The 21,439-nt window shown below is 39.2% G+C and carries 19 protein-coding genes; 15 read left to right on the top strand and 4 right to left on the bottom strand.

The window, feature by feature from the left end; translation table 11 throughout:
- Positions 1-21: 21 nt before the first annotated feature.
- From ACYSNO_RS00775 to ACYSNO_RS00785, 3 genes are all read left to right on the top strand, one after another.
- Entirely contained in the window at positions 22-1,512 is a 1,491-nt protein-coding gene (locus tag ACYSNO_RS00775) for a SpaH/EbpB family LPXTG-anchored major pilin (RefSeq protein ID WP_461729154.1), read from the top strand.
- A 130-nt stretch (positions 1,513-1,642) separates the two neighbouring features.
- Positions 1,643-2,887, top strand: a complete 1,245-nt coding sequence (locus ACYSNO_RS00780; protein WP_461729155.1) for a class C sortase — start codon at positions 1,643-1,645, stop codon at positions 2,885-2,887.
- Entirely contained in the window at positions 2,868-4,001 is a 1,134-nt protein-coding gene (locus ACYSNO_RS00785; RefSeq protein ID WP_461729156.1) for a class C sortase, read from the top strand. The genes ACYSNO_RS00780 and ACYSNO_RS00785 overlap by 20 nt, the downstream gene beginning before the upstream one ends.
- Positions 4,002-4,081: 80 nt before the next feature.
- Here the strand turns inward: ACYSNO_RS00785 and ACYSNO_RS00790 are convergent, their stop codons facing one another.
- Positions 4,082-4,276, bottom strand: coding sequence for a hypothetical protein (locus ACYSNO_RS00790; RefSeq protein ID WP_461729157.1), 195 nt, complete (start codon positions 4,274-4,276; stop codon positions 4,082-4,084).
- A gap of 171 nt (positions 4,277-4,447) precedes the next feature.
- Here ACYSNO_RS00790 and ACYSNO_RS00795 point away from each other — a divergent pair, with 171 nt between their 5' ends.
- From ACYSNO_RS00795 to yihA, 7 genes are all read left to right on the top strand, one after another.
- On the top strand, positions 4,448-4,669 hold the full coding sequence (locus ACYSNO_RS00795) for a heavy-metal-associated domain-containing protein (RefSeq protein WP_461729158.1): 222 nt from the start codon (positions 4,448-4,450) through the stop codon (positions 4,667-4,669).
- Between the two features lie 16 nt (positions 4,670-4,685).
- A complete protein-coding gene (locus tag ACYSNO_RS00800; RefSeq protein ID WP_461729159.1) occupies positions 4,686-5,345 on the top strand; it encodes a Crp/Fnr family transcriptional regulator in 660 nt (219 codons plus the stop codon).
- A 76-nt stretch (positions 5,346-5,421) separates the two neighbouring features.
- Positions 5,422-5,706, top strand: a complete 285-nt coding sequence (locus ACYSNO_RS00805) for a hypothetical protein (protein ID WP_461729160.1) — start codon at positions 5,422-5,424, stop codon at positions 5,704-5,706.
- Between the two features lie 22 nt (positions 5,707-5,728).
- On the top strand, positions 5,729-6,658 hold the full coding sequence (locus tag ACYSNO_RS00810) for a hypothetical protein (RefSeq protein ID WP_461729161.1): 930 nt from the start codon (positions 5,729-5,731) through the stop codon (positions 6,656-6,658).
- Positions 6,659-6,770: 112 nt separating this feature from the next.
- Positions 6,771-8,054, top strand: a complete 1,284-nt coding sequence (gene tig, locus ACYSNO_RS00815; protein ID WP_461729162.1) for a trigger factor — start codon at positions 6,771-6,773, stop codon at positions 8,052-8,054.
- 211 nt (positions 8,055-8,265) lie between these two features.
- Positions 8,266-9,507, top strand: coding sequence for an ATP-dependent Clp protease ATP-binding subunit ClpX (gene clpX, locus ACYSNO_RS00820; protein ID WP_461729163.1), 1,242 nt, complete (start codon positions 8,266-8,268; stop codon positions 9,505-9,507).
- A 72-nt stretch (positions 9,508-9,579) separates the two neighbouring features.
- A complete protein-coding gene (yihA, locus tag ACYSNO_RS00825) occupies positions 9,580-10,164 on the top strand; it encodes a ribosome biogenesis GTP-binding protein YihA/YsxC (protein WP_461729164.1) in 585 nt (194 codons plus the stop codon).
- A gap of 33 nt (positions 10,165-10,197) precedes the next feature.
- On the opposite strand, the gene ACYSNO_RS00830 is transcribed toward yihA, so the two are convergent.
- The 3 genes from ACYSNO_RS00830 to ACYSNO_RS00840 all read right to left on the bottom strand — a co-directional run bounded on the left by ACYSNO_RS00830 (position 10,198) and on the right by ACYSNO_RS00840 (position 11,468).
- Entirely contained in the window at positions 10,198-10,359 is a 162-nt protein-coding gene (locus tag ACYSNO_RS00830; protein ID WP_461729165.1) for an SPJ_0845 family protein, read from the bottom strand.
- Positions 10,360-10,385: 26 nt separating this feature from the next.
- Complete coding sequence (locus ACYSNO_RS00835; protein WP_461729166.1) at positions 10,386-10,832, bottom strand: hypothetical protein; 447 nt, start codon at positions 10,830-10,832, stop codon at positions 10,386-10,388.
- A 111-nt stretch (positions 10,833-10,943) separates the two neighbouring features.
- Complete coding sequence (locus tag ACYSNO_RS00840) at positions 10,944-11,468, bottom strand: HdeD family acid-resistance protein (protein ID WP_461729167.1); 525 nt, start codon at positions 11,466-11,468, stop codon at positions 10,944-10,946.
- 158 nt (positions 11,469-11,626) lie between these two features.
- On the opposite strand from ACYSNO_RS00840, the gene ACYSNO_RS00845 reads away from it, so the two are divergent.
- The 5 genes from ACYSNO_RS00845 (at position 11,627) to pheS (ending at position 21,437) form a co-directional block, all read left to right on the top strand.
- A complete protein-coding gene (locus tag ACYSNO_RS00845; protein ID WP_461729168.1) occupies positions 11,627-12,100 on the top strand; it encodes a hypothetical protein in 474 nt (157 codons plus the stop codon).
- Between the two features lie 155 nt (positions 12,101-12,255).
- On the top strand, positions 12,256-12,771 hold the full coding sequence (lepB, locus tag ACYSNO_RS00850) for a signal peptidase I (protein WP_461729169.1): 516 nt from the start codon (positions 12,256-12,258) through the stop codon (positions 12,769-12,771).
- A gap of 19 nt (positions 12,772-12,790) precedes the next feature.
- A complete protein-coding gene (locus ACYSNO_RS00855; RefSeq protein ID WP_461729170.1) occupies positions 12,791-16,357 on the top strand; it encodes a PD-(D/E)XK nuclease family protein in 3,567 nt (1,188 codons plus the stop codon).
- Positions 16,350-20,060 carry a helicase-exonuclease AddAB subunit AddA gene (gene addA, locus ACYSNO_RS00860; RefSeq protein WP_461729171.1) on the top strand — a complete coding sequence of 1,237 codons (3,711 nt, stop codon included), beginning with the start codon at positions 16,350-16,352 and terminating at the stop codon, positions 20,058-20,060. The genes ACYSNO_RS00855 and addA overlap by 8 nt, the downstream gene beginning before the upstream one ends.
- Before the next feature lie 333 nt (positions 20,061-20,393).
- A complete protein-coding gene (gene pheS, locus ACYSNO_RS00865) occupies positions 20,394-21,437 on the top strand; it encodes a phenylalanine--tRNA ligase subunit alpha (protein WP_461729172.1) in 1,044 nt (347 codons plus the stop codon).
- The last annotated feature ends 2 nt before the right edge of the window (positions 21,438-21,439 follow it).

The raw sequence follows: 21,439 nt of genomic DNA on the forward strand, positions 1-21,439 counted from the left end.
AGAAAATGGGAGGAAATAAAAATGCGTACAGGAAGAAAGATTTGGAAAATCATTGTTGCCTCGTTACTAATCGTTCCATTGTTTGTCGGAGGATTGAGTGCTTTTGCAGTTGATGAAGCACCAACAACAGCGGCTGTTACTGTCCATAAACGTGTCTTTCAAGATAAGATCCCTGAAGGTTATCCAAAACAAAATACGGGGTCAGAAATGAATGATTTTGGCGGGGATCCTTTGGCAGGAGCAGAGTTTACAGTCTATGACGTAACAACTAAATACCATGCGGCACTTGCTGTTCCAGGCGCGACACAAACAAGTGCAATGGATGCGGTGATTGCACAATATCCAGGAGCGCCAGGAACATTCACTCCTCTACAAGCACATGAAACAGTAGCTGGAACAGGGACAGCGGTTTTTGCTGGCTTGCCACTTAAGTCTGGTGGAAAAGATGCAGCATACTTATTCGTTGAAACGAAAACACCAGATAGTCCAACAATTATTCAAACTGCAGCACCATTTATTTTAGCAATGCCAATTTACACAGCGGCTGGGGCAGATGGTCAATTAAACACTGATATCCATGTTTATCCTAAGAACGTCAAAGCAGACAATAAAAAAGAAATGACCAATGTGGATGCTTTTGACTCTGTAACGGTAAATGGCGTAGCACATCCAAATGTCCAAATTGGGGATACCTTAAGTTATCAACTGACGATTCATATTCCGGCAGATATTGATAAAAAAGCAACTTTTGAGATTCTTGACCGACCAGGTGCAGGCATGGCAGTTGCAAATCCAGTGAATGTGGTTGTCACTGGGCTGACACTCGATGATGATTATGAGCTAGACATTTCTTCAGATAGAGACGCGCTTGACATCTCTTTGGATACGAGTAGCGAAGCAGTGAAGGCGCTTGCGGGTAAAACGTTGATCATCACTTATGACATGGTTTTAACTGCAGAAGCGATTCCTGATACGGTCATTGATAACCATGCGAGTATCAAAGTGAATGGTGAAACAACAATTGATATGACGCCCCCTCCAGGAGTTGTAACGGGCGGAAAACAATTCATCAAACGCGATGCGCATACAGAAAAGGCATTAGAGGGAGCGAAATTTAAAGTTTCGCAAGGAAGTAATTGGGCGAAATTCACGTTAAATTCGAAAGGGGAATATGCATTTAACGGTTGGGGAACGGAAGCCGAAGCGACTGAAATTACTTCAGCTACAACTACTGGTAGCATTAAAGTCATTGGTTTAACCCAAGGGAACTATCAATTGAAAGAAACGGTTGCTCCAAATGGTTATGTGTTACTCGCTGAACCCGTAGACTTTGAAGTTGTGTATGAACAATACGCAGATGAAGAATACATCGACATTGTCGGAAACGTGCCAAAAGGCTTGCTTCCTTCAACCGGTGGAACTGGGATTTATAGCTTCCTAATCATTGGCGCGATGATGATGGCGGGCGCATATATTTGGTTCAAACGTTCAAAAGAACAAGCAGAAGTCTAAAAACAATTGAATCAACGGATTGAGGTACAGCCCCTTGTACCTCAATTGTTTAAAAATTAACGGTGGGATGGAAGGTACTCTGTCTCACCGTTAATTTTTAAACTAAGAGCAAGGAATGGAGTGAGAAGCGATGCCCAACAAGCAAAACCAAAGCGAAAAATTAAAAAAAGAACGATTGAATCTCATGTTAAAGTTATTGATGTCGCTTCTATTTCTTACCGGTGCCATTGTCTTTTCCTATCCATTTGTCTCCGATGCAATCAACAATTACTACGATCAAAAGAATTTAGAAAAACTACAAATCGAGACAGAAAAACAAAACATTGAGCAATTAAAAAAACAAAAAGCAGCTTTAGAAAAAGAAAATCAAGCACTTTTGGCACAAGGGAAGTTAAACAATATTCCTGGCATGGGTTTGGTGGAAGACCCGTTTGACGCGGCAGTCGGTCAAGCGGAAGATCCAGGTGTGGCATATTTTGAGAAGTATACAGTAGGGGCGGTCTATATCCCGACGATTAATGTGAGCTTACCACTTTTTAGAGAAACAAATAATCAATTGTTAGAAAAAGGGGCAACTATTTTACAAGGGACTTCTTTTCCAATTGGCGGAGTGGATACGCATTCTGTGATTACCGGACATAGCGGGCTTCCTGATAAGAAGTTGTTTACGGATTTAGAGAAATTAAAGATGGGAGATCTCTTCTTTATTGATATTGCTGGGGAGAAGCTCGCCTATCAGGTGATGGCATTTGCGACGGTTTTACCGAATGAACTTGATGCGGTGAAAATCAAAGATGGGGAAGATCTGGTGACTTTATTGACCTGCACACCTTATATGATTAATACGCATCGTTTACTAGTCACTGGTGAAAGAGTTCCCTATCCTGAAGAAACAATCAAAAAAGAAATAAAAGATACCCAAACCTATCATAAACGTCGCTTTCAGCGCTATATGCTGGCGATTCCTCTTTTTTTTCTTAGTGTTTTTTATTGGATGTGGCGAAAGTTTGTCTATTATCAAAGCATTAAATATCGTTACAATTTGGCTTTTTATGTGTTTGAAAATGGCCAACCCCAAAAAGAGGTACCTTTTCGATTGATGGACAAAAAGGGGAAGGAGGCGATCGAGGTGTCAGGTCACCCGTTGATTGTTCGAAGTGACGATCAGGGGTGGGTTTGTTTCTCTCCAATCCCAGGTGGTCGATATACGGTCGTTTGCCAAGGAGGAAGAAAACAAAAAATTAGAGCGAAAATCTACTTTTTAAAAGCGGAGTATTTTCAACTGAAGGTTGGTTATCGACAACTAAAAAAACGACCGTCTGATGGTCGTTATATAATAGACGAGGTGAAAAACAATGGCGAGGAAAAAAACTAAAAATCAGGCCTTTGTGAAAGTTATGATGATTCTTTTGTTTTTAGTTGGGAGTTTGATTATGCTTTATCCATTTTACATTGATGCCTTGAACGACTTGATCGATCAAAGGAGGATGGAACACTATCAAAAAAAAGAGAAGGCAGAGTATGAAGCGCAACAACGCCAATTAATCGAAGCAAACGAAAAACTGGCAGCGACGGGGCTCTCTTTTGGGGCAGACCCTTTCGGAGAAGTTGCGAACAGTCAAATTTCGCAAAAAGAATACGAGGAGCATCTGATTGGGCAAGTGAATATACCTAAACTAGCGTTGGATATTCCCTTGTTTGATACAACGACGCCCAGTTTTTTAGAAGCAGGCGCAACCGTCATCAACGGGACTTCTTATCCAGTTGGTGGTGCGGGCACGCATGCGGTCATTTCTGCTCATCGAGGCCTACCAGAACGGGAGTTGTTTACCAATTTACCCAAGTTAGAAGCCGGTGATTTGTTTTTGCTAAAAGTTTTAGGCGAAACGCTTGCTTATGAAGTTCAACGAATCGAAGTCGTGGAACCAGATGAAACTTCTTCCTTGAAGATCGTGCCTGACGCCGATTTAGTAACACTAGTGACTTGTACGCCCTATATGATTAATTCACATCGCTTACTAGTGACTGGTCACCGCGTCCCCTATACGCCGGCTGTGGCGAAAGTGGCCGCTAAAGGCGATCGTTTTCGGAAATTCAAACAAATGGCGATTTTATTGGGGATGCTTGGACTTATTTTTGGCGGCTGTTTTATTTTGTTCCGTGTAATTCAACGAGAAAGACTCAAAAAAGTTCGTTTTGATTTGTCTTTAAACGTCCCAGAATTACGAAATCAGACATTACAATTGTCTGACTCAAAAGGCAAAACACCACTCCTTAGAAAGGGAAATCCCTTCATTATTCAAGTGGATAACCACGGCGAGGCTTGTTTTTCAAATATTCCTGGTGGGGTGTATCGAATATTGATTTTAGAACAAAAAAAACAATTTAAAGCGGGAATTAAAAGAAGCGGACAGCAACCAAAAGTTTATTCGAAAATCAAAAAAACGCGGACGACGTTCAGAAAAGAAAAAGTAGTTTTCGAATCCTAAAAGTGTAAAAGATACGGGGGATGTCTTTTCAGTGTGAAAAGAGGAAGGGGCTAAGACAATTCGCTTAGCTCCTGCCTCTTTTATTTCTTTGTTTTTTTCTCTTTTTGAATCGTCATGATTGTTAAGGGGATCGTAAGGACGAGATAGCCGATGATGCTTACAACGAGGTAAGTAAAAAATCTATTTTGAATCTGTAACAGATTTGTGAGTGGCATTGCAATGAGGATAGATAGAAAATAGAGCACAAATAATTGAACAAAACGTTTCATTGACATTTGACAACCTTCTTTTCATAAATAGTAACCTCATTGTAGCGAAGATTTCGAAAAAAGCAAAAAAAGATGATTTTTTCGATGTTCTTTTTTGAAACTTGATAGGTATCAAGTAAAGATTCGAAAATCCTCGTTATACTGAGTTCAGTTAAAAGAATAAAGGAGCGAAAGAAGATGCAAAAAATAATCTTACAATTAGAAGAACTGGTTTGTCCAACTTGTTTACAAAAAATTGAAACAGCCGTAGGGAATCTCTCAGGAGTAACAAACTTGAAAGTATTGTTTAATGCGAGTAAAGTAAAGGCAGAGATTGATCCTCAACAAACTTCTGTGGATGAAGTGGCCAAGGTGATTGAATCGGTTGGCTTTGAGGTATTAAGTAAAAAAGTCCGATAAGCAAAGGAGTGTTTTAATGGTAGAAGAACATTTATGTGTGACTTTAGTCCCCTTGTTTAATCATTTAGCGATTGAGGAACAGCGACTCATTAATCAATTGGCCCGTCATCGCAATTTTGAAAAGGGCGAGCAAATTATGGCGCCTCATAGTACAGAATATCTAGCAATCGTTGCTCGAGGCTCAATGAAAGTCTACCAACTTTCATCAAATGGCAAAGAACAGCTTTTGCGTGTGGTGGAACCTGGAGGCTATGAAGGAGAGAATACCATATTTGGAGCGAAAAATGAAAACTTATTTGCAGAGGCGCTACAAAAAACACAAATCTGTTTAATTCAAAAAAACGATTTTCAACAGCTCTTGCAGCAATTTCCAGAATTGAGTTTAAAATTATTAAAACTAACCGCGCAAAAAGTGATTCATTTAGAACAGCAGTCGCAGTTTTTAATGATGGAAAAAATTGAAGAGCGTTTAGCAAATTATTTGGTCGATTTGGCCAAGGCACAAGAAAGTCAATCAGTTGTGTTACCAATGAAAAAGAAAGAATTAGCGACCTTTTTAGGTACGACGCCAGAGACTCTCTCTCGAAAACTACGCTTATTAGAAGACAGCGGCTATATAAAAATGAATCGCAAGAAAATGGAACTCTTAGACATGGAAAGTTTAGTCGAAATCTAAACTTTTCATGTTTTTCTATTTTTTTTGTGTAAGATTCGTTACAATAGGGAAGATGAAGAAGAAAGGAAGAATTTTGATGGAAGCAATGAATCAAATGACATTTAAAGAACTCAAAGAAATGGTTGCAAAATTAGAAGAACAAAAAGTCGCTGATGAGACGAAAGTATTTTTGGATACCGGTTGGGATAGTATTCAAGAAATGCTTTCAGGCAGCCTTTTGGTTGAAGAGGCACAAGTTTTTGAGATTGAAGATGAACTAAATGGCGAAGTTTTTCAAGGGTATTGTCTTTTAGAAAAGTCTGAAAAAATGCAGGCAAGTGGACCCGCTGAAAAGGTTATTGTGTTAAAAAACCTTTATTAAATCATTAAGAGGAGGCAAAAAAGTGTCAGAGCTCATTCCTTTTCCAGAAAAAGCTGAACAATTAAGTGTCAGCGGTACTCGAAAAATGTTAGCACATGATTATCTTGCAGCGAAAAAAGACTTTCTACTACTCTATGAAATGTCTCCAGATTTCACAAACGTGCAAAAACTTGTAGAAGCTTTGCGGCTGCTAGGAAACTTCGAAGAGGCCGTTTTTTTTGCGAAAGAATACGAAGCAAATTATTTGTCAGAAGAAGACACGTTGAAAGACTATTTGCGTCTTTTGTTGCTGGATGGTCAATATTTAAAGGTTCATCAGCTGTTACAAATAAAGCCCGATGAAAGACTTCAAAAAGAATTGTTGCAATTAGAAGCAGCCCAGAACTTAATTGGTACCAATGAATATGACGAAAAGAAACGACAATTGGCCGCTTGGGATCAAAAAGGGTTGCCTGTCTTAGGGACCGTCTGGAGTGCGTGGTTAAAAAGACTCACTTTGGCTCAATTGATTCATTTAGCGAAAATCTATTTAGTGGGTGCGCAAAATCCTTTTTTACCACCAAAACTAATTGAGGAGCTTTTGACTTGTGGGGTCAAAGAAAAAATCTTAATGGGCACCTTGCTTCATAAAAAAAAACAAGTGGATATTTCCTGCTTGTCGACGCTTGAAAAAAGTCGGGAACTTCAGTTGTTGTTGCAACTAATCGCTGAAACTTGGGAAAATCAAGATCCGCAAATGGCCGAAGGAATTGCGTTAGAAGCGCAAGCGCATTTTGCTTTATTGTACCCTTTTTTACCACCATTAAAAGAGATTCCAGCATGGGCGGAGAGCTACCGGTTAGAATATCTGGGAATGTTTGGTGACGAAAAAGCACTGGAAACCTTGCAAAGTTATACCGAAATTCAAAAACGAAAACAAAAATTACGAGAAATCTATCAAGACTTGTCGTAAAAGAGAATTTTAGAGGAATCATGTTTACTTTTAGCACGGCTTGGTGTACTATTTAAAGGTATGCATAGAGTTATTTAATATGTAAATCAATTAGTTATTCGGAGGGAAACACATGACTGCAAAATGGGAAACAACTGCCACTAATGAAGGCGTACTAACATTTTCTGTTGAACAAAAAGAAATCCAAAAAGGCTTAACTACAGCTTTTAATCGTGTAAAGAAAAATCTAAACGTACCTGGCTTCCGTAAAGGAAAAGTAAGCCGTACGGTTTTTGATCGCATGTACGGAGAAGAATCATTATATGAAGATGCGTTAAATGCGGTATTACCTGCAATCTATGAAGCAGCAATTGCAGAAGCGGGCATTGATCCAGTCTCTCAACCTGAAATTGGTGTAGAAAGCATGAATAAAGGGGAAGATTGGGTCGTAACAGCAAAAGTAACGGTGAAACCTGAAGTAAAATTAGGTGAATACAAAAACTTAACCGTTGAAAAACAAGACCGTGAAGTGACAGAAGCAGACGTAGACGCGCGTTTAGAAGGATTACAAGCACAACACGCAGAATTAGTTGTGAAAGAAGACGAAGCGGTAAACGGCGACACCACAGTGATTGATTTTGAAGGATTTGTTGGTGAAGAAGCTTTTGAAGGTGGAAAAGGCGAGAACTATTCATTAGAATTAGGTTCCGGTTCATTCATTCCAGGTTTTGAAGAACAATTAGTTGGGAAAAAAGCGGGCGAAAGCTTAGATGTTACTGTGACTTTCCCAGAAGACTATCAAGCAGAAGACTTAGCTGGTAAAGAAGCAGTCTTTAAAGTAACAATTCACGAAGTAAAAGGCAAAGAGTTACCAGAGCTAGACGACGAGTTTGCAAAAGATGTCGATGATTCTGTAGAAACACTTGCGGAATTACGTGAAAAATTCTTAGCTGAAATCAAAGAAAACAAAGAAGCAGCAGCGAAAGATGCCGTTGAAGAAGCTGCCATCCGTATGGCAGTAGAAAATGCTGAAATTGTTGAATTACCACATGTAATGGTACATGATGAAGTTCATCGCGCAATGGAAGAATTCTTAAACAATATGCAACGTCAAGGCATCGCGCCAGAAATGTACTACCAATTAACGGGTTCAACGGAAGCTGACCTTCATAAACAATTTGAAGGTGAAGCGGATAACCGTGTGAAAACAAACTTAGTGATTGAAGCAATTGCGAAGGCAGAAGGCTTTGAAGCAACAACGGAAGAAATTGAAGCTGAAATCAAAGACTTGGCTGAAAACTACAATATGCCTGAAGCACAAGTACGTCGTGTCTTATCAGAAGATATGCTAAAACATGACATTACAATGAAAAAAGCAGTTGAAGCAATTACGTCAACAGCTGTGGAAGCAGAGTAATTTAAACAAACATCAAAGGACTGTGACGCGTGTCATGGTCCTCTTTGATTTAATTAGAAGAAAAGTCGTATCGTTCTTTAGATTTATTTAAGGCAATTGATTGAAAGTCTTTTGCTTTTAATTGAACTATGATAGAATGTGCAAAGATTGTTAAATTAAGCTTTTCTTTTCGATTGTTGATTGATTGAAAGAAAAACAAGGAGTGAACACCGTGTACGAAAATACAAAAGGAAATGATCCAGTACGTTGCTCTTTTTGTGGAAAAGCACAAGAAGAAGTACGAAAAATCGTCGCTGGTCCAGGTGTCTACATCTGTGATGAATGTATCGAATTATGTAAAGACATTATAGACGAAGAATTCTATGAATCAGAAGCCGTTTTTGATTTTATGGAGGTTCCAAAACCGAAAGAATTACTCGAAACCTTAGATCAATATGTGATTGGTCAAGAGCGTGCCAAACGTGCCTTGGCAGTTGCTGTCTACAACCACTATAAACGCGTCAATTCTGAGATGGAAGAAGACGAAGTGGAATTGCAAAAGAGTAATATTTGCTTAATCGGTCCGACTGGCTCAGGAAAAACATTCTTGGCGCAAACATTAGCACGTAGTTTAAACGTTCCTTTTGCTATTGCAGATGCGACAAGTTTAACGGAAGCAGGCTATGTGGGTGAAGACGTTGAGAACATTTTATTAAAACTACTACAATCAGCAGATTATGATGTCGCTCGCGCAGAAAAAGGCATTATTTATATTGATGAAATTGATAAGATTGCTCGAAAAGGCGAGAATGTTTCGATTACACGGGATGTTTCTGGTGAAGGCGTGCAACAAGCCTTACTAAAAATATTAGAAGGAACGGTTGCAGCGGTTCCGCCACAAGGAGGACGAAAACACCCACAACAAGAAATGATTCAAATTGATACGACGAATATTTTGTTTATTGTCGGCGGTGCTTTTGACGGGATTGAGACCATTGTCAAAAATCGAATGGGCGAAAAAACAATTGGTTTTGGCGCAAACAATCAAGCCATTGGGGATGAAGAAAGTATTATGAAATATATTATCCCTGAAGACTTATTAAAGTTCGGTTTAATCCCAGAATTTATTGGACGTTTACCGGTCATGTCTGCCTTAGACAAACTGACAGAAGACGATTTGGTTCGTATTTTAACGGAACCGAAAAACGCGTTGGTAAAACAATACCAAAAATTACTCGAATTAGACGACACCGTGCTTGAATTTGATGAAAAAGCCTTGCATGCCATTGCAGCGAAAGCAATTGAAAGAAATACAGGTGCCCGCGGCTTACGTTCAATTATTGAAGACATTATGATGGATGTCATGTTTGAGATTCCATCTCAAGAAGAAGTTCAAAAAGTGGTCATTACCGAAGCAGCTGCGAAGGAAGAAGGCCAACCAGAAATTTTCTATCAAGAGAAAAAAGTTGGATAAATCAATGATCGCTAGCCAGATTGCGTGTTTCACAATCTGGCTAATCATTTTGTAAAAAAAGGAGTGAAAAAGATGAATGTCCATTCTGCAGAAATCATTATTAGTGCAGTTTCTCCCGCACAATATCCAGAGACTCAATTGCCAGAAGTTGCTTTGGCAGGTCGCTCGAATGTCGGGAAATCTTCATTTATTAATACATTAATTAATCGAAAAAATTTGGCTCGAACCTCTTCTAAGCCTGGAAAAACGCAAACATTGAATTTTTATTTAATTGAAAATGCCTTACATTTTGTTGATGTGCCAGGATATGGTTATGCCAAAGTTTCAAAAACAGAACGAGAAAAATGGGGAACGATGATTGAAACCTATCTTACACAACGCAAGCAATTGCGAGCCGTTGTTTCTTTAGTGGATCTACGGCATACCCCGACGGATGAAGATATTCAAATGTATCAATTCCTAAAATACTATGACATTCCTGTGATTGTCGTCGCGACGAAAGCGGACAAAATTCCTAGAGGGAAATGGAATAAGCATGAAAGTATTGTGAAGAAGGCTTTGGAATTTGAGCCAACGGATGATTTCATCCTTTTTTCATCCGAAACAAAGATGGGGAAAGATGCTGCTTGGGCGGCAATTGAAAAACGTTTAGTCTAAAAAAAGAGCGAGTCGCATGGACTCGCTCTTTTTTTATTGATTCTTTTCTTTTTTACTTTCTTTTGGCTTTGGATTTAAGAAACGTTCGATGTCTTGTTGGCGTTTGTCTTCTCGTTTTTCCTTTTCTTCTGGTAAAACTGCAAATGCTTCGAACATTTTATCTAAAGAATCCTCTCGCTGAAACTTCAAGCCCATGCTTTCTTCCTCCTAGCGCCTCGCACTTACTGTAATAAGAACGAACGACGTGTTTTCTTCTCGACTCCAGTTAGCTTCTCTAATCGCTTATCAATTCGACGAATGATCCCTTCAGACGCTTCAAAAGCTGTAATGTTTTTTCTGGCTTTTAAAAGGAGTTCGCGTTCTTTTGATATCCGTTTTTTTCTTCGATAAAGGTTCGCTAAACGTTCGACATACTCGTAATGGGTATAGTCTGTTTGGCTAATGAGAAAGAGTAGTAAATCTTCCGCCTTTTCAAAGTCATTATTTGTATAATAGTTAATCGATTCGCGATAAAGTTTAATTTCCAGCTCGTTCAAGAGTTGCGCTTTTTCTTTATTCGCTTTCCACTCATTAATTGAGATTTTCCCTTTGATTTCACCATAATGATCATAAATAAAAATGACAGGGACATCGTTTGGATGGCAGGGTGTTTCTGAAATTTTTTTCATCGCATTCAACCTCTTTATCGCTTACTTAAGTTAACTATACTATATTCATAATAAAATTACTAGACTCGGTCACTTGGAAAGACAGGAAAAAAGGCTTTCTTAATTCTTTCCTTACTTTAATTTTCGTAACTGAAAATAGCCAATCATTTCCGATAGTCCCATAAAGAGTAGAACGCTTCCGACTAAGGTCATGATGCTTGTAATGGCGTTAAACATTAGAATAAGCCCAATGATCACCAGAATTCCTCCATAAATAATCCAAGGAAGGAAGGGTTGGTTCATTTGCTTAAAGCGAAAAGATTGTGAAATCCGCATGACGCCATTGATTAGAATCATCACACCAAGGAGAATGGTTGTGAGTGTTAATAAGGGTTTTGCTAAAACAAGTACTGCGAGAGCTGCAATCACGAATAAGAGTCCAAAATAAAATTCAAACCCCATTTGCTGACTTTGCTGCTTGTGTCTGAAGCCTGATAAGAGATTTAGGATGCCGAAAAAGGCAAGGTAGCCGGCGATTAAATAAATCACCCATTTGGTAAATTGTTGTGGATAGACCAAAGCTAGCAATCCTGTAATAAAATAAATCAGAGCCCTTAAAAAAGTATAGCGTTGAAATTGCCGTAATAAACGATTCATGTGATTTTCTCCCTTCTAAAAACCGTATTTCTTCTATCCTTATTTTACCAAAGAAAGCGAGACTTAGAAATCATTTTTACTTGTTCTTTAAAAAGAATGAATGGATTGAAGCATCGGCAAAAAAACTATGGTAAACTAGGAGAGAAGGAGTGGTGTCTGTGAGTATTTTTACAGGAGTGTTAGGCTTATTTACGATTATTTTATATACGTATTTTATCTTGCTCCGCCGTGAATTAATTTTTGTCAGTAAAAGACGCTCGAAAGTGATGATTCTTTTACCAGTTTTTGCAGCACTCTTTCTCTTTTTATCTTCTTTGTCCGTGACGAATTGGGATGGATGGCTACAAGGCCTTTTTTCGAGCCTGATTGTCTTAACTTACCTCTTTCATCATCGAGGTTTAGCCGAGAATCGTTTAGTCTTACATTCTTTAGATAATAAAGGAATCAGATATGAAGAAATTGATCGTGTCGTTATTTTACACGATGCAAAAAAACAAGAAATAAAAATTAATTTCTTTCGAAGAGGGTTACGTCTCCCTCTCTTTCAACTGAATCACTCGTTAGAAGAATTACTGCCTTTTTTAACCAAACGTTTAAAAAAGGGGACTACGATAGATATTATCTTCGATTAGGCCGAGTCAATCAGACTTGCTTTTTCTAATACGAAAGAAACCCTTGAAATCACTTTTGATTTTAAGGTTTTTTTCTTTCTTTTCATTCTGTTAAGAAGTAAAAAATCGAAGGAAAGATATGGTACACTAATCGAAGAAAGGGAAAGGAGGTTTTTATGTTTGGAGTATTTATGAAAAAATGGCTGCCTTGGGTTGTGGGTCTGCTGTGCTTTTTTCTTTTCTTTCGTTTCACGCTTCCAATGGTCGTCAAAGGAGACTCGATGGTTCCTAATCTATTTGAAAATCAACGTCTCTTAGTCGTTAAAAATACGCGGATTGCACGTTTTGATTTCATTATTTTTAATGATCCACAGACAAAGAAACCTTTAGTGAAACGAGTAATTGGTCTACCAGGGGAAACGATTGCCTATACATCTGATCAATTATTTGTTGAAGGAGAAAAACTTGCAGAGCCTTTTTTAGTAGCGCTTATGGAAGCACTCGCACAAGAGACTCAACTAACAGGCGACATCAAGGAACAAAAGATACCAGAAAACGCGTATTTCGTTTTGGGAGATAATCGGAAAATCTCCCGCGATAGTCGGATGTTCGGTGTTATTCAACAAGAAGAAATCATCGGGGAAGCCAAACTCTCTTTTTGGCCTCTGAATCAAATAGAATGGTTACCATAATCAAAAAGGAGGGAATCTCTTGTCATTACAATTTATAATCGGTGATGGACAAACGAATCACCACGAGGCAATTATCAATCAGGCGCTCGAATGGTTAGCGGTACCTGACCAGGAAGTTTTTTTCTTGGTTCCAAACTATAATAAGTTTGAACGAGAAATGGAACTTTTAAGTAGCTTAAAGGCCAAAAATCTATCGAATCATTTTAGTACGATTCGTAGCCAAGTTTATAGTTTTCATCGCTTAGCGTGGTATTTTCTGCAAAGGACTGGCCAATTGGGAAAAGAACCGATTACAGATGCAGGGGCATTATTATTGATGCGAAAAGTCCTGGATCGACTAGAGGATCAGCTTGTTTTGTATCGAAGTGAAGTTCGTCAAACAGGCTTTATTCGTCAATTATTGGATTTATACCAAGAATTCCAACTGGGAAATATTGCTGCAGGCAGTTCGCTTTTACCGATGAGTAGTGAGGCAACCTCTCATCGGGAACAAAATTTTCAACTGAAATTAAAAGAATTAGAAGTGATTTTTGCTGCGTATCAAGAAGAGTTAATCCAGAGGGAACTTCAAGTGGAGCAGCCCTTGCCATTATTAACCAATTATTTACAAAACTTGGACCCCACTGCACCAGAAACAGGTGTGCGGCTTGAAAAGACCCTCTTTGTCGTCAGTGGTTTTTCAAACTTTTCCGCTCAAGAACAAGCCTTGTTGCAGGTGTTAATGGAAAAATCCCATCTTTGCGTCGATTTATTCATCGATACGCCAAATGAAACCGACCATCACTTTGATTTATTTTATGAAGGGAAACAAACGTATCATGCCTTAAAAAATACGGCACAAGTGGCACAAGTTCCTGTTTTTTTTGATAAAAAAGGCGAGGAATTGACAAACGTCGCACCTGGGTACTTTCAAATTGAAAAACTTTGGCGTGAACATATCCAAGGACCGTCTTCGTCTGATGAATCGCTGGGCGCCTTTGTTGAAATTTGGCAAGGACAAACTCCAGAAGAAGAATTAAGACAAATTGCGGTGGAAATCAAAAAAATGGTGCAGGAAACGAAACATATAACGCAACCGCTCGCTTATCGTGATATCCAATTATTGACGCTGAACCCCCAAGTTTATTATCCTTTGATTCCAGCCATCTTTAGGGAGCTGGACTTGCCCTATTATCTCGATGAAAATAAAAAGATGGATCAACATCCACTTGTTGAATTGATTCAAGGTTTTTTCGCTTTAGTAAACTATCATTATCGTTTGAAAGATATTTTCCGTTTTTTACGTAGTGAGCTGTATCTGCCAAAAGACTGGCTAGAAAACGAAGAAGATTGGGAAATGGCGCGCAATGCTTTTCGTCATTCGGTTGATTTAACAGAAAATGTTGCGCTTGCCCATCAATTTCAAGGAAATGCTTGGGTCAAAGAAAAAGATTGGATGCTGATTGCCTATGACTTTGAAGCCAATCAGCTTGAAGATACGCAGCAATTAACAAAAGAAACCAATCAAGTACGGCAAGCTTTTCGACAAGACATTGTTGCTTTCGGCTTGCAATTAAAGCAAGCCCAAACGATGACGGAAGCGGTGACTTTTTTTTATGAATGGTTAATCGCAATCGGTGTTGAAGAACAATTGATCCATTGGAGAAATCAGGAAGTCGCACGCGGTCATTTAGAAATGGCTAGAAATCATGAACAAACTTGGGATGCCTTAATGGAATTATTGGATCAATTTGTTGCGATTTATGGAGACGATACTTTTGAATTGACCTTATTTGAAGAAATGTTAACAAGTGGTCTCGCGAATTTACAATTTGGGAAAATCCCAACGGCCATTGATCAAATTAAAATTAATCCTTTGGACCTCGCTCGACCACTACAAAGTAAAGTGACCTTTGCAATTGGATTAGATGAAGCGAATTTTCCAAGAAAAGTCGAAAATACGACCTTACTTTCAAGTGATGAACGGCTGTTTTTAAATACCTACTTATCAGAAGGGCAGTTTATTCGCGATCATAGTCAAGCGATTATTCAAAATGAACCGTTTGTTGCTTACAGTGTGTTCTTATCGGCGAGTCAAAAATTGTATCTGACTTATGCTAAGAATCAGGATGAAAAACAAAACATTCAACCTTCGCCTTACCTCAAACGACTGTTGCAATGGGGGGGTGTAAAAGAACAAGAACGGACAAGTTTAGATTTAGCTAGCCAAGTGAGCAATCATGTTGGATCCTATCGTGGACTGGTTCGACAACTCAATAACCTTCACCGCCAAGCGCAAGATGAAAAACAAGCCTTACCAAAAAATTGGCGAATTTTACAAGAAGCCCTGTTACAATCGAACCAAGGAAGGCTCGCCAAAAAAGTCTTGGCCAGTCAAGAAAAGAAAAATATTCCGCAGCGTTTTTCAAGTGCAACAGCGAAATCACTTTACGGACAGGACATCTACACTTCGGTTTCGCGGATGGAAACATTTTATGAGTGTGAATACAAATATTTTGCTCGTTTTGGTTTGCGCTTAAAGGAACGAGAAATTTATGGGTTAAACCCAATGGTGACAGGCGAATTTTTCCATGACGCGCTTGATCGGTTTTTGCGTTTGATTTTACAAGAAGGACAAAGTTTAGTTGGTTTAACACAAGAAGCCAAGCAGCAATTCGTCGATACGATCCTTCAAGAAATTTTTGGAATGCGCCAATACCACTTGTTGGATGCTTCGCCGAGGATGCAATTTATTCGTTATCAATTAGGCAAAACAATCCAACGAGTGACTTGGGCGCTGCAAAAACAGAGTGAATCGACACGTTTAAGTCCTGAACGTACCGAAGTGTTATTTGGTCAAGTTGGAAAGGAAAAGGGCATTCCAGGCTTGACCCTTGCATTGAACCCAGAAAGTAAGCTTTATGTTCGTGGGAAAATCGATCGGATCGATGTGGCAGAAGTCAATCAACAACGCTGGCTTTCTGTAATCGATTATAAATCCAGTAATCGTCAGTTCGATGTGACCGAAGCTTACTTTGGCTTAGCGATGCAGTTGATTACGTATTTGGATGTGGCCTTGCGCGATGCAGAGCAAGTGAATGCGAATCAACCGGTGAAGGCAGCCGGAGCCTATTATTTTCATGTGCACAATCCTTTTGTTGCACCAGATAAAGCCAGTGAGGAAGAACGCTTAAAAGCTTTCAAATATGATGGTTTATTTGTTGACGATGAGGAGGCTTTTGAAATCTATGATTATGGGATGGACGCCTCTAGCAGTTCACTCGTTTTTCCACTAAAGAAAAATAAAGATTCTGTCATTTCTAAGACGACTAAAACCGATCCGCGTTTTTATACCGAGCAAGAAATTGAATGGTTACGAAAACACAATGAGAAAAAACTAGTTCAAGGCGGTCAACGGATTTTATCGGGGGAAGTAGCACTCAATCCTTTCTATAAAGTTAAAGATAAGAAACGTGCGTGTGAGTATTGTCCTTTTCGAAGTGTTTGTCACTTTGATGTCATGTTAAAGGAAAATCAATACCATCGCATTGAAAACTTGAAGAAAACGGACATTATGGACCGTATAGGAGGAGAAATGAATGAATAAGATTCCTTTAAAACCACAAAATGAAACATTTACAGATACCCAATGGCAATCGATTTTTGATGAAGGAGATCATCTGTTAATTTCTGCTTCGGCTGGTTCAGGGAAAACGACTGTTTTGGTTCGACGAGTGATTGAAAAATTAAAAAGTGGCACGAATATTGACGAACTTTTAATTGTGACATTCACTGATGCAGCCGCTCAGGAAATGAAGGAACGTTTGCAAGTCGCTTTACAAGTAGCAGTTAATGCAGAAAGTGATCCGAAACAACGACAACATTATTCGAAACAGCTGACGTTATTGCCGATGGCTCATATTTCAACCTTGCATTCGTTTTGTTTAGCGGTGATTAGGCGCTACTATTATTTAATTGGCATTGATCCGGTGTTTCGCTTGATGACGGATGAGACAGAGCGGTTGTTGCTTAAAGAAGAAATTTGGGAAGAATTACGCGATGAACAATACGCAGCCCAATCAGAAATCTTTTATCGTTTGACCGAGAACTTTTCCAGTGATCGTTCAGATGAAGGGTTGACGGATGTTATCTTTTCCCTCCATCGCTTTGCACAAGCGAATCCTAATCCCGAAGAATGGCTACAAACATTAGCAAAACAATACCAAAGTGAGGGCGATTTAAGCCAAAATCCCTTATATAAAGAACGAATGAAGCCAACTTTTATCCAACAATTACAGCATGCTCGAAATCAATTGCAACAAGGATTGGATCAAGTGGGCGACCAAAAGGCTTTTGAAAAGCTTGCGGTGTTGTTAACTGACGAACAAACTCAAGTTATCCAATTGCTGCAATGCATCGAATCCGATGACTTAGATGGATTTTATGAGGAGTTGTCCCAGCTGTCTTTTGCTCGTTTTCCAACTTATCGTAAGGAAGAATTAAAAGAAGTCTCAGCACCAATCAAAGGCCAGCGTGATGCTATAAAAGCGATGCTGGTCGAGATACAAGAAGGGTTTCCTTTTCCTCCTGCTCAAATCTTAGAGCTGATGGCTGCTTCTAGACCGATTGTTGAAGAGATGGCGCAAGTCACACGGACCTTTATGGCAAATTTACAGCAACGAAAAATCGAAAAAGCAGTCTTAGAGTTTAATGATTTAGAACATTATGCCTTACAAATTTTACGTGGGGAAGAGCAAAATGGAAGCGAAGCCTCGACGTACTATCGCCAACAATTCAAAGAAGTCTTAGTTGATGAATATCAAGATGTGAATCGACTTCAAGAAGCAATTTTATCGTGGGTTCGAAGGAACGAGGAGAAAAATGGCAATCAATTTATGGTCGGAGATGTAAAGCAATCAATCTATGCTTTTCGTTTGGCTGATCCAACGTTATTCATTGAAAAATATATGGCTTATGAAAAGGAGTTGGGGGGACGCCGGATTATTTTAGCAGAAAATTTCCGCTCTCGACCAGAAGTCCTACACTTTACGAATTATATTTTCCAACAATTGATGGATGAATCGTTAGGCCAAATTCCTTATGATGAAGCAGCGAAACTTATTCCTGGTTTTCCCAACTTTCCCGAACGCGAAACATTTGCCCCAGAATTATTAATTTATGAAAAAGAAGGAGAAGAAACTTCGGAAGTTGATCCGGTTCTGGTCGAGTTTGACTTAGAGGATAAGACCGAAGGCGAGCTACATGTCGTAGCCCTAAAAATTCGTGAATTAATTGATTCGAAATTCTTAATTTATGACAAAAAGTTACAAGAGGAACGGCCAGTATCGTATCGTGACATCGTACTCTTAACACCAACACGGAAAAATAATTTAACGATTTTGGACATCTTTCAAAAATTTCAAATTCCACTAGAAATGAGCGATGCCCAAAATTATTTCCAAGCAACCGAAATTCAAACGATGATTGCTTTATTACAAATCATCGATAATCCCTATCAAGATATTCCGTTAGCAGCTGTACTTCGCTCGCCGATTGTTGGACTAAACGAAAACGAGCTCGTTGCGATTCGATTGGCGGATAAGAATTGTAGTTATTATGAGGCGTTTTTACTTGCTTTAGAGGAACAAAGCCCGCTGGGTCGGAAGCTACGCGATTTTTCCGCACAGCTTAACCGTTGGCGTGAGATGGCTCGTCGTCAGTCGATTGCTGATTTATTATGGCAAATTTATGAAGAAACAGCCTATCTGGATTATGTTGTTGGGTTGCCGTCAGGCCGTCAACGTTACGCGAATCTGATTGCTCTTGTCAATCGTGGAGAAGCCTATGAATCTAGTAGTTTCCGTGGATTGTATCAATTTATTCGTTTTATTGAGAAAATTCAAGAAAAAGAAAAGGACCTCGCGCAACCCATGGTTCACTCGGTGGAAGATGCAGTCAAACTCATGACGATTCATGGAAGTAAAGGCTTAGAATTTCCAGTTGTTTTCTTACTAGATATGAATAAACGCTTCAACAATCAAGATTTGAGTGGTCGTTTCGTCTTAGAGGAGTCGCTTGGTGCGGGGATTCAATATGTCGATAATGATCGGATTCGTTATGATACACTCCCTTATCAGGTCCTTCGTCGATTGCGAATGGAAAAATCATTATCGGAAGAAATGCGAAAATTATATGTTGCGCTTACCCGAGCAGAGCAAAAACTCTATCTCGTGGGCTCTTACAAAAACCAAGCCGATGCCTATAAAAAATGGAGCGCCGCGCTAGAGGAACGTGCTTTGCTTTTAGGTCAACCCTTGCGCTATACCCCAAGTGGCGATTTAATGAAGTGGGTAGGTATGAGTTTGATGCGTCATCCGCACATGGCTGCGTTTTTTGACGAACCACTCGAGCCTTTAAAAAGCATTCATGATCAAGAGACGACTTTTTCTGTCGATTGGTGGAATGAAGAACGGATTCAGACGTTAACACAAGCCTTAGCAGACGTTCCAACAACATCGACGGCTCCGATTTTAAACGAAACGGATGATTTAGCCTCTATTTTTGACTTATTAGAGTTCAAATATCCCTTCGAAAAATCAACGATGACCACGAGTTATCAAAGTGTATCTGAAATGAAAAGACTCTATAATGACCCTGACGAAAAAGAAATTTCCAAACTGGTTTGGGAAAGTACGCTTGAACAAAGTCAACGTGAACAATACCGTTATGTGAGTGAACGCCTTTCACAACCACGTTTTATGCAAGAAAAAAAGGTGGACGGTGCGGCAATTGGTAGTGCGACGCATACCTTGTTACAGCTTTTGCCATTGACAAAAAAGCCAACCTTAAACGACTTGCAAGAACGAGTAAAGATGCTTGTGGCCAATCATCAACTACCAAAAGAGTTGGCAGAAAGTATACCCTTGGAAAATATTCTTTGGTTCTTTGAGACCGATTTAGGTAAAGAGATTTTAACAAATTCAGCCAAAGTCAAACGCGAACAGCCTTTTTCGATGATCAAAGATGCACGTGACGTTTATCTTGATTTTGAAGAAAAAGGCGCGGAACTTCTTGTCCATGGAATGATTGATGGTTATTTGGAATATGACGATGGCATTCTCTTATATGACTTTAAAACGGATACGATAAAAGAGGATATATCCGCCTTTAAAGCTCGGTATCAAGGACAGTTGCGTCTTTATAAAGAAGCGCTAGAAGAAGCTTTAAATAAGCCGGTCAAACAAACCTTCTTAATTGCTTTACAGGCAAGAAAAATTCTACCAATGTTTGAGAAGGAACTTCCCTATTGATTTCTTAGGTTAAGTCTAGTACACTAGCAGTAATTCAATAGAAAAAAAGCCTCGATGGAAAAGAGTAGTTTGGTTGATTCTTGTTAGGGAGCTCTGTCATAGACTGAAAACAGAGTAAGAATTCGAAAAATGAAGTTCACTTCCGGAGCTTGCTTAGTCATAAGCCGGTTATTTCTAGTAATCGTTAAGAAAGAAAGTGCATAGTTTATTTGAACTGTGAATTAGGATGGTAACACGAGAATTCGTTCCTTGATATAAGGAGGCGGATTCTCGTTTTTTTATTCTCTTTTTTAAGACTTATTTTTCTATGACCATTTATTAAGGAGGAATTCCATGTCTTTACAAGCAAAATTAGAAGCATTAAAAGAGGAAACTTTAGCGAAAATTGAAGCAGTTAGTGATTTAGCGGCATTAAATCAAATTCGCGTGGAAACATTAGGGAAAAAGGGGCCAATCACGGAAGTGTTACGTGGGATGAAAGACCTTTCTGCGGAAGAACGTCCAAAAGTGGGAAGCTTTGCGAACGAAATTCGCGATTTATTATCAGAAAGTCTAGAAGCAAGAAAAACAACCTTAGAAGCAGCCGCACTGGATGCTGCATTGGCAAAAGAACGCATAGACGTGACCTTATCAGGCAAACAAATGCCTGTTGGAACACGTCACATTCTAACCCAAATTATGGAAGAAATTGAAGATATTTTTGTTGGGATGGGTTACCAAGTCATTGAAGGCTATGAAGTGGAAAAAGACCACTACAATTTCGAACGGATGAATTTACCAAAAGATCATCCAGCTCGGGATATGCAAGACACTTTCTATATTTCAGAAGAGATCTTATTGCGTACCCATACCTCACCTGTTCAAGCACGTACCATGGAGCAACATGATTTTTCAAAAGGCCCATTACGCATGGTTTCACCAGGGAAAGTTTTCCGTCGTGATACAGATGATGCGACACATAGTCATCAGTTCCACCAAATCGAGGGCTTAGTGATTGATAAAAATGTGACCATGGGTGATCTGAAAGGTACCTTAGAAGTGTTAATGCAAGAAATGTTTGGTGCCGAACGTGAAATCCGTTTACGTCCGAGTTACTTCCCCTTCACCGAACCTTCTGTGGAAGTGGACGTCAGCTGTTTTAAATGTGGTGGCGAAGGTTGTAACGTTTGTAAACAAACCGGCTGGATTGAGATTTTAGGCGCAGGCATGGTTCATCCAAACGTCCTCGAAATGTCAGGCATTGATTCAAGTATTTATTCTGGCTTTGCCTTTGGTTTAGGTCCGGACCGTATCGCAATGTTACGCTATGGTGTGAATGACATTCGTAACTTTTATCACAATGATATCCGCTTCATTCATCAATTTAAGGGGGAATAATA

This window comes from Enterococcus sp. LJL98, from assembly GCF_054871745.1.

What these genes read in the sequence shown, in the direction of transcription:
- ACYSNO_RS00785 (WP_461729156.1), top strand. Translation starts at nt 2,868, where the DNA reads ATGGCGAGGAAAAAAACTAAAAATCAGGCCTTTGTGAAAGTTATGATG.
- ACYSNO_RS00830 (WP_461729165.1), bottom strand. Translation starts at nt 10,359, where the DNA reads ATGGGCTTGAAGTTTCAGCGAGAGGATTCTTTAGATAAAATGTTCGAA.
- ACYSNO_RS00795 (WP_461729158.1), top strand. Translation starts at nt 4,448, where the DNA reads ATGCAAAAAATAATCTTACAATTAGAAGAACTGGTTTGTCCAACTTGT.
- lepB (WP_461729169.1), top strand. Translation starts at nt 12,256, where the DNA reads ATGTTTGGAGTATTTATGAAAAAATGGCTGCCTTGGGTTGTGGGTCTG.
- ACYSNO_RS00800 (WP_461729159.1), top strand. Translation starts at nt 4,686, where the DNA reads ATGGTAGAAGAACATTTATGTGTGACTTTAGTCCCCTTGTTTAATCAT.
- pheS (WP_461729172.1), top strand. Translation starts at nt 20,394, where the DNA reads ATGTCTTTACAAGCAAAATTAGAAGCATTAAAAGAGGAAACTTTAGCG.
- addA (WP_461729171.1), top strand. Translation starts at nt 16,350, where the DNA reads ATGAATAAGATTCCTTTAAAACCACAAAATGAAACATTTACAGATACC.
- ACYSNO_RS00780 (WP_461729155.1), top strand. Translation starts at nt 1,643, where the DNA reads ATGCCCAACAAGCAAAACCAAAGCGAAAAATTAAAAAAAGAACGATTG.
- ACYSNO_RS00775 (WP_461729154.1), top strand. Translation starts at nt 22, where the DNA reads ATGCGTACAGGAAGAAAGATTTGGAAAATCATTGTTGCCTCGTTACTA.
- ACYSNO_RS00805 (WP_461729160.1), top strand. Translation starts at nt 5,422, where the DNA reads ATGGAAGCAATGAATCAAATGACATTTAAAGAACTCAAAGAAATGGTT.
- yihA (WP_461729164.1), top strand. Translation starts at nt 9,580, where the DNA reads ATGAATGTCCATTCTGCAGAAATCATTATTAGTGCAGTTTCTCCCGCA.
- ACYSNO_RS00840 (WP_461729167.1), bottom strand. Translation starts at nt 11,468, where the DNA reads ATGAATCGTTTATTACGGCAATTTCAACGCTATACTTTTTTAAGGGCT.
- ACYSNO_RS00835 (WP_461729166.1), bottom strand. Translation starts at nt 10,832, where the DNA reads ATGAAAAAAATTTCAGAAACACCCTGCCATCCAAACGATGTCCCTGTC.
- ACYSNO_RS00790 (WP_461729157.1), bottom strand. Translation starts at nt 4,276, where the DNA reads ATGTCAATGAAACGTTTTGTTCAATTATTTGTGCTCTATTTTCTATCT.
- tig (WP_461729162.1), top strand. Translation starts at nt 6,771, where the DNA reads ATGACTGCAAAATGGGAAACAACTGCCACTAATGAAGGCGTACTAACA.